We start from the raw sequence: 15,679 nt of genomic DNA on the forward strand, positions 1-15,679 counted from the left end.
CCGTGCAGATCATCGCCCTAGTGTAACCCAACACAGTTTGAACTGCATTTCACATCAGCCGATGTGTTTTATGCAGCAGCTGACTAGAGCTAAAACCAATAGCACTATCGTTTATACGCATAGAAATAGGCGGGCTGGATGGAGCGGATTACACTGCATACAAATATTCTGCAACAGATACAGCGGTGAAAGGAGTCCGGAATGTCTACACACTATGATACTGATGTGCTGGTGATTGGTACGGGGCCGGCGGGTTCTACTTTAGGGCTGGCCTTGGCCAGTTATGGCATCAGGGTACAGCTGTTTACCCAGTTTAACTGGCTGGCCAACAGTCCGCGTGCGCATATTACCAATCAGCGTGCGATGGAAGTTCTGCGTGACTTGGGCATTGAAGAGCAGGTCAAAGCCATTGCCACGCCGTGGCAGCAGATGGGCGAAAGTTTACTCACCACCAGTCTGGTCGGGGAAGAAATTGCCCGGATGAGCTGCTGGGGCACGGGCGATGAACGTCATGGCGATTACATCAAAGGCAGTCCATGTCCCTTTGTCGATCTGATCCAGCCGAAAATGGAAGCACTGCTGGTCAAGAATGCGGCCGAACGCGGTGCGATTTATAACTTCAATACTGAATATTTATCACATACTCAGGATGAGCACGGCGTAACCGCGACCTTCCTGAATCGGGTGACCCAAACTGAATTTAGCCTGCGAGCCAAATATTTAATTGGTATGGATGGGGCGCGTTCGAAAATTGTCGAAGAGTTGAAGCTGCCCTTAGAAGGAGTGATGGCGCGTGCCGGAACCGTGTACGTCACTTTTAAAGCCGACCTGTCCAAATACGTGGCGCATCGTCCGGCCATTTTACAATGGATTGTGAATCCGGAAGCCAGTTTTGGTGACTTGGGCATGGGATTGCTACGTGCCATTCAGCCCTGGAATGAATGGATTATGGGCTGGGGCTTTGATATCAGCAAAGGCGAGCCGCAAGTCACCGAAGCCCAGGTTCGGGCGCGACTGAACACCTTTGTGGGTGAAGAGGTGCAGCAGGTCGAAATTGAAAAAGTATCTTACTGGTATGTCAATCAGACCTGGGCCACCCAGTATTCGGTGGGGCGTGTGTTCTGTGGTGGCGATGCGGTACATCGTCATCCGCCATCGAGTGGTTTAGGTTCCAACACCTGTATGCAGGATGCGTTTAACCTGGGCTGGAAGCTGGCTTATGTGCTTAAAGGCTGGGCCAAGCCAGCGCTACTGGACTCTTATAGTGATGAACGGGCGCCGGTGGGCAAGCAGATTGTGGCGCGTGCCAACCAGTCCCGTTTTGACTATAAGCACTTAAAAGCAGTATTTGGTTTTGATCAGGGCGTGCAGACCCAGGCCGAGATGTTGCAGCGGATTTTTGCGGAAACACCGGAAGCGGCCGAGATTCGGGAAAAGCTGTTTCAGGAGCTGGCGATTAAACATTATGAGTTTAATGCTCAAGGGGTGGAGCTAAACCAGCGTTATCTGTCCAATGCCGTGCTGGCAGAAACAGATGAAGAAATCTTTGTACAGGACCCGCAGCTGTATTTGCAAGCCACCACACGTCCGGGTGCCAAACTACCGCATACCTGGCTGATTGATGCGCAGGGCTATAAACATTCCACCCTGGATATTGTCGGTAAAGGGCGCTTTACGCTACTGACCGGTTTATCGGGTGCAGCATGGAAAGCGGCAGCGGCCCGGTTAAAGCTGGACTATCTGGATGTGATTCAGATTGGTTCACGTGAACATCGCGATGTCTATGCCACCTGGCAGCAAAAATCGGAAATTGCCGATGCCGGTGCCGTGCTGGTACGTCCGGATGGCTATGTGGCTTGGCGGATGCAGGACACACCAGAACAAGGCTTTGATCATCTGGCCTGTTTAACTCAGGTTTTTGGCGAGATTCAGCTGAACCTCTAATCGGGTAGATGAGCAGTCTGACGTGATCTGTAACGCAGCCATCTGTAGCCGTACAGGCGGCTGTGTTGTATCTTCAGGTTCAAGCAAACATCAACAGAGGCTTTGTCCTCGAAAATGATTTTGTTATATTGAGCGTCATTTTGATGCATCTGACAGAGGACTCTCTCATGACCGCGCCTGAACAGCAACGACCGAATCAGCCACTCAATACCAAAAAGATTATTCTGTTGGCCAGTTTAGGTCTGCTGATTCCTGTTTTTCTGGTCAGTATGGCGTTTCTGGCTGTCAACAGCGATGCGAAAAATCAGGAAAAATATAAACAGCAGCAGGCAGAGATGATTGCGCGGATTAAAGCGCGTGAAGCGGCTGAACAACAGCAGGCGCAGCAACAAGCTCAACAACAAGCCGATGCAAACCCAGCAGCTTCTGAAGCTGTAGCGCCTTAATTAAAGAATATCCTGCTGCAATTGTCTGATACTCGGAATCTCCGTGTATCGGATCACCTGATAGCCCGCCTCAAGCAACATGGCATCCCGCTCGGCATCTTCGCTTTCTTTGCCAATATGAGTGGGATCATCCAGTTCAATAATAATCACCACATTCATCTGCTGATCCAGCAAAACAAAATCGGTGACCTTGCGATTAAAGCGGGAACGGATCTTGTAGTTACTATTGGTAATTAACGCACTAAAAGCAACTTGAGCCAGAATATGATGTTCGGGAAAAGCCTGCTTTAAGCGGGCAAACATCTTGGCTTCAAACGGGGTAATGACTTTTTTCGGAAAATATTTCTGTTTGGGGCGCAAATAGGAGGCCGCCACCAGCAGCATCAGCACCAGTGTGGCCAGGCAGCCAATAAAGAAGAAAGTCGACTGAGCGCTATTGAACACAACACATACTTGTATAAAGAAAAAACCCACTCAAATGGAGTGGGTTTTTAGAATCTTGGCTCTCCCACCTGGGCTCGAACCAGGGACCTGCGGATTAACAGTCCGTCGCTCTACCGACTGAGCTATGGGAGAATCTGAAACGCATTCTAGGCGGCAAAGGGCAGGTGGTCAAGTCCGCGGCCTGAAAAAATGTAGTTTTTCAGTTTAACTGAATTAAAAATAAACGAATGAAGGCGTTTGGAAGCAGAAAGCTTGGTGTGTGGCTTTTACTGGTCTATGACGGGCAGGGTGCCGTGGTACAGGTAGGGGCTATTTTAGGATGATGATTCTCATTGAATCCCCCAATCTAAACGCCATAAAAAAACCCACTCAACTGGAGTGGGTTTTTAGAATTTTGGCTCTCCCACCTGGGCTCGAACCAGGGACCTGCGGATTAACAGTCCGTCGCTCTACCGACTGAGCTATGGGAGATTAGATGGCTCTCCAACCTGGGCTCGAACCAGGGACCTGCGGATTAACAGTCCGTCGCTCTACCGACTGAGCTATTGGAGAATCTGATGCGCATTTTAGGGAGGAATGCGCCGGTCGTCAACCAGATTATTTAAACAAATGAATCATTTGCCTTAGATTTATGCAGTTATTCCCTAAAAATAAAAAAATCACCCTTAAAGGGTGATTTTTTACACAGAAAAATAAAATTATTTTTCTACGCCAGCTGGTTGGCCTGCAAGTTTCGCGTTGGCATAATCCCAGTTCACCAGGCTTTCAAGGAAAGTCGAGATGTACTTAGGACGTGCGTTACGGAAGTCGATGTAGTAAGCGTGTTCCCAAACGTCAATCGTTAATACTGCAATTTTGCCGTGCGCCATTGGCGTATCTGCATTTGAAGTTTTCATGATTGACAGTTTGCCGTTTACGTCGTCAGCCACTAACCATGCCCAACCTGAACCGAATTGAGTTGCAGCAGCAGTTGCAAATTCTTCAGCAAATTTTTCGTATGAACCAAAAGCTTCATCAATTTTCGCTGCAATTGCACCAGTAGGTTTACCACCACCGTTTTTCGCCATACAGTTCCAGTAGAATGTGTGGTTCCATACTTGTGCAGCATTGTTGAAAATACCTGCTTTAGAAGCATCGCCAGCACTTGCCTTGATGATTTCTTCTAAAGTTTTACCTTCAAGCTCAGTACCTGCGATCAGGTTGTTCAGGTTCACAACATAGGTGTTGTGGTGCTTGTCATGGTGAAATTCTAAAGTCTCTTTGCTGATGTGCGGCGCAAGATCTTCGTAACCATATGGTAATGCTGGTAAAGTAATCGTTGTCATGTTTTCAATTCCTTGCTTATGCTGGGTTTTGAGTTTAAGTCGTCTTATTGTAATAGATTATTCAACAAAATTGCGCATTGCTTATAAATAACATTACACAATAAATCCTTAATTTATACGTATAAGCCAGCCTCAATTCATCTCCCAAGTTTTAAATCGGATTATTCAATTCGAAATAGACATATTCGAGATTAAATTCGCGTGCCAGCGCCTGTCCCAAACGCTGTACACCGTAGCGTTCAGTCGCGTGATGGCCACAGGCATAATAATGGACGCCCAGTTCTTTGGCTTCATAAAAGGTACGTTCTGACACTTCGCCAGAAATATAGGCATCACAGTCTTGCGCTGCGGCTTTATGAATATAATCCTGCGCGCCGCCGGTACAGAAACCGACTTTGCGGATTTCGGTTGGATTGGCCGGTAAATGAATGGTATCAAACCCCAGTTTTTCACTTAACAGGGCTTTAAACGCTTCTGGTGACATGGCCTGTTTTAAATAGCCAATATTGCCAATCGGATGACGTTCACTCGGGTCCAGTGCTTCTAGTTGCTCCAGTCCCAAAATATCAGCAATGGCCGCATTATTGCCCAGTTCAGGATGTGAATCGAGCGGTAAATGATAACCTACCAGTGAAATATCATGCTGGATTAGGCTTTTAATGCGTTTACCGCGCATTCCGGTAATCGGGTAGGGTTCACCTTTCCAGAAATAGCCATGATGCACCAGCAGCACATCGGCCTGCTCGGCAATGGCGGCTTCAATCGCATCTTGTGATGCAGTTACCGCACACAGAATTTTTTTGACTTCCGGCTTGCCTTCAATTTGCAAGCCGTTCGGGGCATAGTCTTTAAACTCGGCTGATTTTAAGGTTTGATCACACCAGCGGATCAGGTCATGCAGCTTAGCCATAAATCTCTCAAAAGCCTTAAATTTTGTTGTCATCAAAACATATTTTGAATTGTAACTAAAGCAGCACAAAACTCTTTAGTGATTTTTATGTTTCCTTATGTATTTCGCTTTACAATAGGTCATAAATTACTTAGTCATCAATGAATTAAAAAATTTTAGAGGATAGAGCTGTGCGCCGGACCTTTACATGGTTACCTTGGGTGTTACTTATTATTGTGATTATTGGCTTTTTGGGCTGGCAACAGTTTCAAAAACCGAAAGCTCCCGTTGCCCCTGATGGGGTGAAAATGCCTGCTGAAAAAGTAGAACCGCTGATTGATACCACCCGTACTGGCGGGGTGGTGTCTTATAGTGCTGCCGTAAAAGTAGCAGCACCGGCCGTGGTCAATATTTTTACCACCCAGAAAATCAAGCAGCCTAATCATCCTTTGTTTAATGATCCGGCATTCCGTGAATTTTTTGGTGATCAGTTACCGGAACAATATCGCCAGGGACCTAATGAAAACAGCCTCGGTTCCGGGGTGATTGTACGTGCCGATGGTTACATTTTGACGAATAACCATGTGATTGCCCAGGCCGATCAGATTGTGGTGGCCTTGCATGATGGCCGTCGTGCCGAGGCAAAAGTGGTCGGCACCGATCCGGATACCGACTTGGCGGTAATTAAAATTGAGCTGGATCAGTTACCGGTTTTACCATTTAAACTCAGTGGCAATGAAGTCGGTGATGTGGTGCTGGCGATTGGTAACCCGTTTGGGGTAGGCCAAACCGTCACTCAGGGGATTATTTCCGCGACCGGTCGTTCGGATTTAGGCATTAATACCTATGAAGACTTTATTCAGACTGATGCTGCCATTAACCCGGGGAATTCCGGCGGTGCGCTAATTGATGTGGCCGGGAACTTAATTGGGGTTAATACCGCAATTTTCTCGCAATCGGGCGGTTCTTTGGGCATTGGCTTTGCTATTCCGGCACAGGTCTGTCAGCAGGTACTGAACTCGATTTTAAAAGATGGTCGCGTGGTACGTGGCTGGTTAGGTATTAGCTTATTGCCGGTACAGCAACAGAATATTCTGGAGCCAAAACAAAGTGGCGTGGTGGTGGCAGATGTCTTGGCCAATGGTCCTGCGGCCAAAGCCGGTATTCGCCGTGGCGATAAAATCCTGAAAGTGAATGATGAAGAGATTAGCTCAACATCACACCTGATTAATTATGTGGCGCTGCAGCAACCGAACCAGCCGGTGAATATCCTGATTGAACGTGAAGAACAGTCTTTAGAGCTGCAAGTGGTGGTTGGTGAGCGTAAAGTGCAAAACAGTGATAAACAGTTTATTCCATTACCAGAATAAGCTCGCAGTACGCGCTGTAAATTAAACATGAAAAAGCTCCGCAGGTCGGGGCTTTTTTTAATGGGTGAATTTTATCAGCAGTCTGTTAGTGAAGAGCGATATTGTAAGATCAAGCGAAAATACGTAGGAACGTACTGAATGGCGCAGAGCAGACATACCGTCTTATAGAGATGATCGCTGTATCACATCTCTAGGTCTTTCCATCCCTCGAGATAATCGGTTGGGGACAAAATAAAGCAACTAAATGAATAACATTCCGCAGGCGGTGCAAAAACAAAAACAGCGGCCGAAGCCGCTGTTTTTGATCTTAGGTTTAATTAGTGTTCTTGCTGGATACCCGCAACCAACCAGTCCTGGCTAGAGCCTGCTGGCTTAACAAAATGCCAGATTTCAGTGAATGGCTGTGGCAAGCTGTTTAAATCTTCACTCACCGTACCGGTAAAGCGCACACTCACCACATACTGACCATTTTCAGTAGCAGAATCGACCACCATCGCATTTAGGTTAGAAAACTCAGCCACATCCTGATCCTGATTGGCCATGATGTCCTGATACATCGACTGGTACAGATCAGGGGTTAAATAACGCTGAATTTCAGCAATATTGCTGGCCGTATTCATAGACTGAATATGGTTAAAACGCTGACGTGCAACACGCAGAAAGGCTGCTGGCTCCGTACCATCTGGTAACTGGTTACCACTGTTGGTGTACGCGGTACCAAAGGCAGCGTTATTCACTGGTGCTGCACCAAATGGCGCATTGTTGGTTGGGGCTGAACCACCGACGTTCTGGCCAAAGATATTGGTGTTATCGCCACCGGCACGTGGTGCAGCAGCAGATTGACCAAACGGTGCGTTATTGGCACCGTTATTTGGCGCATACGGGTTATTGGCTGCTAATTTTTTTTTTGCGCCCATCTTGCGGAAAATGAAGAAGGCGACTGCTGCAGCGAGGAGAATCCAGATCCAGCCTGGGATTCCACCTTCTTCCTCCTGTTGAGCCTGTGCCTGGCTGGCTGGCTGATCATCTGCTAAGGCATTGGCAGCCACTGCACCAATCGCAGCACCTGCAACACCCGCAGCGACCATACCACCGACACCCGGACCAGATTTTTGCTGCGCAGGCGCAGTAGCTGGAGCGGGCTGTTGTGCAGGAGTAGCTTGACGAGGCTGTTGGTAAGATTGAGTTGGTGTTGCTGAACGGCTCATGCCATGGCTTTTACCACCACCGGCACGTTTTGCTTCGGCTGCTAAAGGGGCAACCAAGAGGGCAGCTGTTAAAATACCAGCCATCAAACCACGCTGTCGAACTTCCATCAATTTTTCCTATTTAAAAAAAGAAATTTATCGCCCTGTATTTATGCAGGCATTTGTCCCGAATTTCAATACAGAATTCAGCTTTTTTCACATGAAAAGCTCAAAAAATAGGGCAAAGGCTCTAGTGCAGTTCTTCACTTAAACTCATGGCCTCGCTCAGGGCTTCATGCAAACGGGCCACCGCAATCACCTGCACCCCTGGAATCGCTTTTTGCGGTGCATTGGCACGTGGCAAAATAATATATTTAAAGCCATGTTTAATCGCTTCTTTTAGACGTTCCTGACCATTCGGCACCGGACGGATTTCACCGGATAAACCGACTTCACCAAACACCGCCAGTTGCTGGGGCAGGGCTTTGCCGCGAATACTCGAAGCACAGGCCAGCAGCACCGCCAGATCGGAGCCGGTTTCGGTAATTTTCAGCCCGCCGACAATATTGACATAGACATCCTGACCGGACGTCTGCACGCCGCCATGGCGATGCATCACCGCCAGTAGCATATTCAGCCGGTTTTGTTCTAAGCCAAGTGCGACCCGGCGCGGCTGACCATGTGCATCATCGACCAGTGCCTGTACTTCCACCAACAGCGGACGGGTGCCTTCGCGGCTAATCATCACAATTGAGCCGGGAATGGCTTCATCATAACGGCTCAGGAAAATCGCTGACGGATTGGCCACTTCACGCAAGCCTTTATCGGTCATGCCAAACACGCCCAGTTCATTGACCGCGCCAAAACGGTTTTTGACCGCACGAATCATCCGGTAGCGGGAATCGGACTGACCTTCAAAATACAGCACACAGTCCACCATATGTTCCAGCACACGTGGCCCGGCCAATGCACCTTCTTTGGTCACATGACCGACAATAAACAAGGCTGTGCCACTATTTTTGGCAAAACGGGTCAGGAGCGCCGCCGATTCACGAATTTGCGATACGCCGCCCGGTGCAGACTGCAAGGTTTCAGTATATAAGGTCTGGATGGAGTCCAGAATCGCCACCGCAGGACGTTGCTGGGCCAGTACCTCACAAATCCGTTCCACACAGGTTTCAGCCATCACTTTGAGCTGATCGGTCGGTAAATCCAGACGCTGCGCGCGTAAGGCCACCTGTGATAAGGATTCTTCACCGGTGACATATAAGGCAGCGCTGTTGCTGGCGGCCATATGGGTCGCGGTTTGCAGCAAAATGGTCGATTTACCAATTCCGGGATCACCGCCAATCAGTACCACTGAACCGGTGACCAGACCACCACCAAGTACCCGGTCAAATTCGCCAATACCGGTGGCAAGGCGGGTTTCGGTAGAGACTGAAATCTGGTTTAAAGTGGTCACAGTTGAAGCCTGACCGGCATAGCCGCCGCCCATACGTGGCTGGGCACGATGGGTCACCGCAGGGGTAATGCTGACTTCGGTTAAACAGTTCCATTCACCACAGTCTGAACATTGACCGGCCCATTTGGGATGATCTGCGCCGCATTGTTCACAGCGATAGACACTTTTTGCTTTTGCCATAAATAAACGTCTGGAATGTGTTTTTTAAATCTTGCCCCACAGCATACAGAGGAAATGCTGATTTTCAAATTGTTGATACAGCGGCAAAGAAAAACCACCCGCAGGTGGTTAATCTTGTAGTTTTGTCTAAACGCTTTAGTAAAGTTCGCCGGATTTGCGTCGTGCAATAAAATCTTTCGATTCTTTGGCAATTACACCCGACAGCAGCAATAAGGCAATCAAGTTCGGTACTGCCATTAAACCATTAAAGGTATCGGCAAACAGCCAGACCAGATCTAGAGTTGCGACACAGCCAATAAACACCGACGCAATGTAAATCAGGCGATACGGCAGTACAAATTTCTCACCAAGCAGATAGGTCGCACATTTTTCACCGTAATAGCTCCAGCCTAAAATAGTCGAATAGGCAAAGAAGATCACCCCGAAAGTCACCACCCAGCCCCCGATTCCCGGCAGCAGTTTGTCGAATACGCTAATGGTCAGTACTGCACCGTTCTGATCACCAAAAGACTGGCCGGCCATAATAAAGCCCATGACCAGCACAATACCGGTAATTGAACAGACAATGATGGTGTCAATAAAGGTACCAGTCATTGAAACCAGACCTTGACGTGCCGGATGGTCGGTTTTGGCCGCAGCGGCAGCAATTGGCGCAGAACCCATACCGGCTTCATTGGAGAAGACCCCGCGCGCAACACCATAACGGATCGCGGCACCAATCGCACCACCTGCGGCAGCTTCACCTGTAAAGGCATAGGTGACAATCATTTTGAGTGCTGGCACCACCAGTTCAAGGTTATTCAGGATGATGACCAAACCACCGGCCATATAACCAACCGCCATAATCGGCACAATAACCGAAGAGGCTTTGGCGATGGATTTAATCCCGCCCAGAATTACCAGGGCTGAAAATACGGTAATGATGATGCCGGTAATCCAGGTTTCCAGGCCAAACCCATTTTCAACGGCCAGTGCTACCGTGTTGGATTGCACCGAGCTACCAATCCCGAAGGAGGCCACTGCACCGAAAAAGGCGAAAATCAGCGCCAGCCATTTCCATTTCAGGCCACGTTCAATGTAATACATTGGACCACCGGACATTTCACCTTTCTCGTTTTTTACCCGGTATTTGACCGCCAAAACACCTTCGCCATATTTGGTCGCCATCCCGAACAGGGCGGTCATCCACATCCAGAATACGGCGCCCGGACCACCGAGTACGCAGGCTGTGGCCACACCGGCAATATTACCGGTACCAATGGTGGCAGAAAGTGCGGTCATGAGGGAGGCGAATTGGGAAATATCGCCGGAATGTTTGTCCGGGTGTTTGCCAAAAACCTGTTTAAAGGCCAACGGCAGCATCCGGAATTGCCAGAACAGCAGGCGGAAGGTCAGGAATATCCCGGTACCGACAATCAGCACCAGCATATATGGGCCCCAGACCCAGCCACTAAGGGTTTCCATGAGTGTTTGTAAATCTTGCATCATTGTTTCTTCTTATGTCTCAAAATAGATATTTTGTTTTCTATATAAGCAATTGATATGCCATGCTCATCCTGAGCAAGAGATATAGTTGCGTGCTGCATTTTTATTTGTTACACATAATTTATGTTTTGACAAGAAAATTGATATAAACCTTGTCAATCCTCCCTTTGGATAAATTGATAACTTTTTGTTATAAGAAAAATAAATTAAATTTAATTATTCCGCAGAAAATATAGATGAAGCGGCATTTCTTTTTGTTTTCTGATTTCTTTTACGTTAGTTTGTCGTGGTTAACACTGAAGTTGAATTCAATAATGTCGTATCAAAATACAAATTCGTCACAAGAAAAAGGCGATCTGCAGCGAAGCTTATCTAACCGGCATTTACAGCTGATTGCCATTGGTGGCGCCATTGGAACAGGATTGTTCATGGGCTCAGGCAAAACCATCAGCCTGGCCGGGCCATCGATCCTGATTATTTATATGATTATTGGTTTTATGGTGTTCTGCGTGATGCGGGCGCTGGGCGAACTGTTGCTGTCCAATCTGCAATATAAATCCTTTATTGATTTCAGCACCGACCTGATTGGCCCGTGGGCCGGCTATTTCGTCGGCTGGACCTACTGGCTGTGCTGGATCACCATCGGCATTGCAGACCTGTCGGCGATTATTTATTACCTGCAATTCTTTAATGGCGGGATACCGTTTACACCTGAAGAAGGGGTGATGATCAGTATTGCAGCTATTGTCTTCATCATGGGCTTAAACCTGGTGACCGTGAAGCTGTTTGGTGAAATGGAGTTCTGGTTTGCGCTAATTAAAATTATTGCCATTATTGTGCTGATTGCAGTCGGTTTATGGATGATTTTTACCGGTTTTACCTCAGATGCCGGCACAGTCGCATCCTTTACACATATCTGGAGTCATGGCGGCCTGTTCCCGACAGGTACTATGGGCTTCTTGGCCGGTTTCCAGATTGCGATTTTTGCCTTTGTTGGGGTAGAACTGGTCGGTACCACAGCGGCTGAAACCAAAGATCCAGAGAAAAACCTGCCGAAAGCAGTGAACTCGATTCCGGTACGTATCATCATTTTCTATGTATTGGCCTTATTAATTGTGATGTCGGTAACGCCATGGAACCAGATTGATCCAAATATCTCACCGTTTGTAAACCTGTTCAGTCAGGCGGGTATTGCGGCCGCGGCGATTATCATGAATCTGGTGGTGCTGTCTTCGGTGATGTCGTCGATGAACAGTGGTGTATTCTCGACCAGCCGGATGCTGTTTGGTCTGTCACGTGAGCAGCAGGGCCCTAAAGCTTTTGGCCGTTTAAATAAACGTGCGGTACCAGCCAATGCGTTGTATTTCTCGGCGGTGTGTCTGCTGTTGGGTGCAGCGTTACAATACTTTGTACCCGATACCGTGAAAGCCTTTACGTTGGCGACCACGCTTTCGACCATTCTGTTTATTTGCGTCTGGCTGATTATTATCTGGAGCTATATTGTCTATTACAAAACCCGTCCGGAACTGCATGCCCAGTCGACTTTTAAATTGCCGGGTGGCCTGTTTACCTGCTGGATGGTGATCATCTTCTTTATTAGCATGATCTATGTGCTGTCCCTGGAGCCAGATACCTTGCAGGCCTTAATGATCAGTCCGATCTGGTTTGTGATTCTGCTGATTGGCTATTTCGGTTTCTATAAGCCAAAACAGAAATAAGCCATTGCACAACAAAAAACGTCAGTGTCCAACTGGCGTTTTTTTATAGCACAAGCTAATCTCTAGCGTTTAACACTTTGGTCACAGCAGTGATCGCGTTATACTTCATTGAAAATTTTAAATAGGTGGTCAGATGCGTTCTGTCATTTGCTGCATCAGTTTATTGACAGCCAGTTTTGTACTGGTCGGTTGTGGTCAATCGGGAGCTTTACAGTTGCCGAGTGATCCAAATTACGACAAACGTGCCAAATATCTGTTATATCCCAATGTCGATTCAGAGCAACATCCTGAAGAGCCGACACCTGGACCGGTACAGCAACAGTTTGCTGCACCTGTAGCTTCGAATTCCACGACGACACCTTAACGTTCATAGAAAGGATACATTCATGAGTTTCACCCGCATCAATGGGGTTTTGCACGCCGAACAATGTTCTTTACAACAGCTGGCGCAGCAATTTGGCACACCACTTTATGTTTATTCAAAAGCAACCTTTGAAAAGCATTATTTAGATATGGATCGTGCTTTTGGCTTTATCGACCATCAAATCTGTTTTGCGGTCAAGTCAAACTCCAATATTGCGGTGCTGAATGTATTGGCCAAGCTCGGTGCGGGTTTTGATATCGTGACCGGCGGCGAGCTGGCGCGCGTGTTGAAAGCCGGTGGCGATGCTTCGAAAATTGTATTCTCAGGTTTAGGCAAAACCGAAGCTGACATTAAAAAAGCACTGGAAGTGGGCATTGCCTGCTTTAACGTTGAATCCTATGCAGAGCTGGATCGGATTCAGAAAGTGGCGGCTGAACTGAAGGTTAAAGCGCCAATTTCTTTACGTGTGAATCCGGATGTCGATGCCAAAACCCATCCTTATATTTCAACCGGTTTAAAAGAAAACAAATTCGGTATTCCATCAGATAGTGTATTTGATACCTATCAATATGCAGCGTCATTACCTAATCTGGACATTGTCGGGATTGACTGCCATATCGGTTCACAGCTGACCGAAACCCAGCCTTTTGTTGATGCGCTGGATCGGGTCATGCTGATGATCGAGCAGCTGAAACAGATGGGCATCACACTCAAACACATTGATATTGGTGGTGGCTTGGGCGTGACCTATAAAGATGAAACTCCGCCATCGGTTGAAGAATATGCCAATGCACTGCGCCCGGCTTTAGAAAAACTGGGCCTGAAAGTGTATATGGAACCGGGCCGGAGTATTTCCGCCAATGCCGGTGTGCTGCTGACCAAAGTCGATTTACTCAAACCGACCAATCACCGTAATTTCGCAATTATTGATGCGGCAATGAATGACCTGATTCGTCCTGCTTTATATGAAGCGTGGATGGACATTCAGCCGGTGACGCCACGTACCGATGTCGCAACCCAACAGTGGGATGTGGTCGGTGCCATCTGTGAAACAGGTGATTTCCTTGGTAAAGAGCGTGATCTGGCCATTCAGGAAAACGATGTACTGGCAGTGCTGGGTGCCGGCGCTTATGGTTTTGTGATGAGCTCCAACTACAACAGCCGTGGCCGTGCTGCAGAAGTGATGGTCGATGGTGATCAGGCGCATCTGATTCGTGAACGTGAAACCATTGAATCACTCTGGGAACGTGAGCGTTTATTGCCTTAAGGAGTAAATCAGGATGTTTTTAGAATTTACCAAGATGCATGGTCTGGGCAATGACTTTATGGTGGTTGATTTAATCAGCCAGCGCGCCTATTTCGATAGCCTGACCATTCAGCGTCTGGCCGACCGTCACTTTGGTGTGGGGTTTGACCAGTTGCTGGTGGTTGAGCCACCTGATGTTCCGAATGCCGATTTTAAATACCGTATTTTTAATGCCGATGGTTCAGAAGTCGAGCAGTGTGGCAATGGCGTGCGCTGTTTTGCCCGTTTTGTGCATGAGCGCCAGCTGACCAGTAAAACCAAAATCAAGGTGCAAACCAAAGCCGGGATTGTCGAGCCGGAACTGGGGCAAAATGGCTGGGTGCGGGTAAATATGGGGCAGCCAAAATTCCTGCCGCAAGAAATTCCGTTTATTGCCGATGAACCGGACAACTTATATGACCTGATGCTGGCCAATGAAGAGAAGCTGAGCATTGATGTGGTCAATATGGGGAATCCACATGCCGTGACCATTGTGCAGGATATTCTGACGGCTGATGTCGCACGTTTAGGTCCACAAATTGAATCGCATGAGCGTTTCCCGCAGCGCGTGAACGCCGGCTTTATGCAGATTCTGGATGAACAGCATGCCCGTTTACGTGTGTTTGAGCGTGGTGTCGGTGAAACGCTGGCCTGCGGTACGGGCGCGTGTGCGGCAGCGGTTACCGGGATGCGCCGTGGCTTACTGGCCAGCAAAGTTGAAATTGAACTGGCGGGTGGCAAGTTACAGATCGAATGGAAAGAAGGCGATGTGGTCTGGATGACCGGTCCAACTGCCAATGTCTATGAAGGCCGTCTGGATTTACGTTATTTCCAGGGCTAATCTGACCATTTCCTATACAAAAGCACCGTTCTATTCACGGTGCTTTTTTATGTTAGGATGATTTGAGTTTTGCCTGCAGAGCCATGATGATGCATAAACTTGTTTTTCTGCCGGGTGCCTCAGGTAGTCAGCAATTCTGGCAGCCGTTAATGGCCCGGTTGCCAGCATCGGCCCGGAAAACCGTGATTGCTTATCCCGGTTTTGATGGGGTAGAAGCCGATGCCAGCATTCAGAGTCTGGCCGATCTGAAAACGCGGGTGATCAGTCAGATTGAAGAGGACAGCATTCTGATTGCCCAGTCGATGGGCGGAGTGTTGGCCATAGCCGCTGCATTGCAGCAGCCGAATAGACTTCGGGCCTTGGTGTTAATGGCTACTTCGGGCGGACTGGATTTAACTCCGTTTCAGGCCAAAGACTGGCGTGAGATTGAGCCCCTGCAATGGGCCAAGCTGCCGCAGTGGTTTGTGGAAGATCAGAGCTATTATGATCCGGAACAATTGGCCAGTATTGATCTGCCGGTGTTATTGCTTTGGGCCGATCAGGATGAATTGAGTCCGGTTGCCGTTGGTGAGTTTCTGGCCCGGCAGTTGCCGAATGCCCGATTGGTGATTATGCCCGATGCTGATCATTGGTTTGCATCCTCGCAGGCTGAACGTGTCGCCGGGGAGATCAACCGTTTTTTACACGACTATTTTTGCAAAGCTACTTTTTAAAAGACAATTTTTTACCAGAACATAGG

14 protein-coding genes and 3 tRNA genes are annotated in these 15,679 nt (G+C 48.1%); 8 read left to right on the forward strand and 9 right to left on the reverse strand.

The features are described from left to right. Positions 1 to 201 precede the first annotated feature (201 nt). Both F905_RS01990 and F905_RS01995 read left to right on the forward strand, forming a co-directional pair. Positions 202 to 1,944 (forward strand): FAD-dependent oxidoreductase, encoded by a 1,743-nt coding sequence (locus F905_RS01990; protein ID WP_005176494.1) that lies wholly within the window; start codon positions 202 to 204, stop codon positions 1,942 to 1,944. A 167-nt stretch (positions 1,945 to 2,111) separates the two neighbouring features. Then, complete coding sequence (locus F905_RS01995; RefSeq protein ID WP_005176496.1) at positions 2,112 to 2,390, forward strand: hypothetical protein; 279 nt, start codon at positions 2,112 to 2,114, stop codon at positions 2,388 to 2,390. Here the strand turns inward: F905_RS01995 and F905_RS02000 are convergent, their stop codons facing one another. The 6 genes from F905_RS02000 to F905_RS02025 form a co-directional block, all read right to left on the reverse strand. Beyond that, the gene (locus F905_RS02000) at positions 2,391 to 2,834 is read right to left on the reverse strand and encodes a DUF2726 domain-containing protein (RefSeq protein ID WP_005176498.1); all 444 of its coding nucleotides are present in this window, start codon (positions 2,832 to 2,834) and stop codon (positions 2,391 to 2,393) included. A 56-nt stretch (positions 2,835 to 2,890) separates the two neighbouring features. Further along, positions 2,891 to 2,966: transfer RNA gene (locus F905_RS02005), tRNA-Asn, on the reverse strand. Positions 2,967 to 3,229: 263 nt separating this feature from the next. After that, positions 3,230 to 3,305 (reverse strand) — tRNA-Asn (locus F905_RS02010). Positions 3,306 to 3,310: 5 nt separating this feature from the next. After that, positions 3,311 to 3,386: transfer RNA gene (locus F905_RS02015), tRNA-Asn, on the reverse strand. 146 nt (positions 3,387 to 3,532) lie between these two features. Continuing rightward, the gene (locus F905_RS02020; RefSeq protein WP_005176500.1) at positions 3,533 to 4,159 is read right to left on the reverse strand and encodes a superoxide dismutase; all 627 of its coding nucleotides are present in this window, start codon (positions 4,157 to 4,159) and stop codon (positions 3,533 to 3,535) included. Between the two features lie 151 nt (positions 4,160 to 4,310). Then, positions 4,311 to 5,069 (reverse strand): Nif3-like dinuclear metal center hexameric protein, encoded by a 759-nt coding sequence (locus F905_RS02025; protein WP_005176501.1) that lies wholly within the window; start codon positions 5,067 to 5,069, stop codon positions 4,311 to 4,313. Between the two features lie 170 nt (positions 5,070 to 5,239). Between F905_RS02025 and F905_RS02030 the strand changes: the two genes are divergently transcribed. Then, positions 5,240 to 6,418 carry a trypsin-like peptidase domain-containing protein gene (locus F905_RS02030; protein WP_005176504.1) on the forward strand — a complete coding sequence of 393 codons (1,179 nt, stop codon included), beginning with the start codon at positions 5,240 to 5,242 and terminating at the stop codon, positions 6,416 to 6,418. A 317-nt stretch (positions 6,419 to 6,735) separates the two neighbouring features. Here the strand turns inward: F905_RS02030 and F905_RS02035 are convergent, their stop codons facing one another. The 3 genes from F905_RS02035 to F905_RS02045 all read right to left on the reverse strand — a co-directional run bounded on the left by F905_RS02035 (position 6,736) and on the right by F905_RS02045 (position 10,732). Beyond that, positions 6,736 to 7,734 carry a Tim44 domain-containing protein gene (locus F905_RS02035; RefSeq protein WP_005176505.1) on the reverse strand — a complete coding sequence of 333 codons (999 nt, stop codon included), beginning with the start codon at positions 7,732 to 7,734 and terminating at the stop codon, positions 6,736 to 6,738. Between the two features lie 121 nt (positions 7,735 to 7,855). Then, positions 7,856 to 9,247, reverse strand: a complete 1,392-nt coding sequence (radA, locus tag F905_RS02040) for a DNA repair protein RadA (RefSeq protein ID WP_005176507.1) — start codon at positions 9,245 to 9,247, stop codon at positions 7,856 to 7,858. 135 nt (positions 9,248 to 9,382) lie between these two features. Then, the gene (locus F905_RS02045) at positions 9,383 to 10,732 is read right to left on the reverse strand and encodes an alanine/glycine:cation symporter family protein (protein WP_034597619.1); all 1,350 of its coding nucleotides are present in this window, start codon (positions 10,730 to 10,732) and stop codon (positions 9,383 to 9,385) included. A gap of 314 nt (positions 10,733 to 11,046) precedes the next feature. Between F905_RS02045 and F905_RS02050 the strand changes: the two genes are divergently transcribed. The 5 genes from F905_RS02050 (at position 11,047) to F905_RS02070 (ending at position 15,653) form a co-directional block, all read left to right on the forward strand. Beyond that, entirely contained in the window at positions 11,047 to 12,450 is a 1,404-nt protein-coding gene (locus F905_RS02050; protein ID WP_005176510.1) for an amino acid permease, read from the forward strand. A gap of 133 nt (positions 12,451 to 12,583) precedes the next feature. Further along, the gene (gene lptM / locus F905_RS02055; protein WP_005176512.1) at positions 12,584 to 12,814 is read left to right on the forward strand and encodes an LPS translocon maturation chaperone LptM; all 231 of its coding nucleotides are present in this window, start codon (positions 12,584 to 12,586) and stop codon (positions 12,812 to 12,814) included. Positions 12,815 to 12,836: 22 nt separating this feature from the next. Beyond that, positions 12,837 to 14,081: a diaminopimelate decarboxylase gene (lysA, locus tag F905_RS02060; protein WP_005176514.1), complete on the forward strand. Its 1,245-nt coding sequence runs from the start codon at positions 12,837 to 12,839 to the stop codon at positions 14,079 to 14,081. A gap of 13 nt (positions 14,082 to 14,094) precedes the next feature. Then, the gene (gene dapF / locus F905_RS02065; RefSeq protein ID WP_005176515.1) at positions 14,095 to 14,940 is read left to right on the forward strand and encodes a diaminopimelate epimerase; all 846 of its coding nucleotides are present in this window, start codon (positions 14,095 to 14,097) and stop codon (positions 14,938 to 14,940) included. Positions 14,941 to 15,026: 86 nt separating this feature from the next. Further along, on the forward strand, positions 15,027 to 15,653 hold the full coding sequence (locus F905_RS02070) for an alpha/beta fold hydrolase (RefSeq protein ID WP_005176518.1): 627 nt from the start codon (positions 15,027 to 15,029) through the stop codon (positions 15,651 to 15,653). Positions 15,654 to 15,679 lie beyond the last annotated feature (26 nt).

The sequence above is a fragment of the Acinetobacter sp. CIP 53.82 genome (assembly GCF_000369465.1).
In the GTDB taxonomy this organism is placed as follows: domain Bacteria; phylum Pseudomonadota; class Gammaproteobacteria; order Pseudomonadales; family Moraxellaceae; genus Acinetobacter; species Acinetobacter indicus.